Raw genomic sequence first — 1070 nt, 5'->3', positions numbered from 1 at the left:
AAGCCTGAAACAGTTAGTTAGCAAAGAAGGATAGTTATTTTCAGTATATCGATACCAAGTCGTAGTTGGTTACCTTAAGTGTTAGCTATCAACGATTTTGTATAGACGACCTGCCCGAAAGGGTGGTTTTTTATTTTATTCAGTGACGTAATAAATTGTTGCGAAAACGACCTTTAGGTACCTCACTTAATTCAATTGATCCTTTCACCATTCTACAATAAGAGTTGATGTTGAACTATCCTCCCTTTAACGGAACAAAAAATAATGGGATGCCGAAGCATCCCCGAATATCACGCTATCGATTCCCGTTTGTTAAACAAACCAATAATCCTTTTCGCCCGACTCCGAAAGGGATTTTCAGTTCATGGATATTTCCCATACCCATTATCATGTCCACCAGTGGGGTTTTCCCTTTTCTTTGGGGTCTGAATGTCAAACAAAAAACACCATTACGAAAGTGACAGCGTTAAATGGATTTGACAATCATTTTTACAAAACGACTATCTTAATGTCATATTTTTCAAAAGCACGTTTCAGTTCAATTTTTGCTTCTTCTTCGTCATCACCGTGAACTTCTAATTTATACGGGGTAGAAGATGCTAATAAAGATATACTTAACCCAAGAAAACTTTTAACATCGACAATTTTATTATCTGCATGTAAGACGATACTTGACTTAAACCTGTTTGCCGTTTGTACGATGTTAACCATTTCTCTTGCATTAATTAAACCATTTTCAACAGCTTTACCTACTTTTACTGCGTCGGAAATTCTTTTATAATCAATATCCATTACGATTACCCCTCTCAAACAATTAATAACTTACTTTTTTATTTTAACAATTTTCTTAATAACAATTAAAAAGTAAGTAAGATTACCTTCCTTACTTTATGAGGTTTAAATACGAATTATCCTGCTAAGATTAAACCGTATTACCTGTTATTTGCATAGAACTAGGTTTGTGAAAATAAGAAGCGTTCCTTTGAAATAGGAACAGCTTTTTATTACAGGAATGCTGCCCGTTTGTTGAACAAGAAAAAGGACTGCCGGATGCAGCCCAACCTATCGAA

Annotated in this window: 1 protein-coding gene; it reads right to left on the bottom strand. The window is 34.9% G+C overall.

The window, feature by feature from the left end; translation table 11 throughout:
* Positions 1–489: 489 nt before the first annotated feature.
* Positions 490–792 carry an HPr family phosphocarrier protein gene (locus ABLT31_RS38700; RefSeq protein WP_367761031.1) on the bottom strand — a complete coding sequence of 101 codons (303 nt, stop codon included), beginning with the start codon at positions 790–792 and terminating at the stop codon, positions 490–492.
* Positions 793–1070 lie beyond the last annotated feature (278 nt).

The organism is Ammoniphilus soli (genome assembly GCF_040813775.1).
This window is presented reverse-complemented; position numbering and strand designations above follow the sequence as displayed.

Bases quoted from the DNA above. Each gene is read 5' to 3' on its own strand.
- ABLT31_RS38700 (WP_367761031.1), bottom strand. From the start codon at position 792: ATGGATATTGATTATAAAAGAATTTCCGACGCAGTAAAAGTAGGTAAA.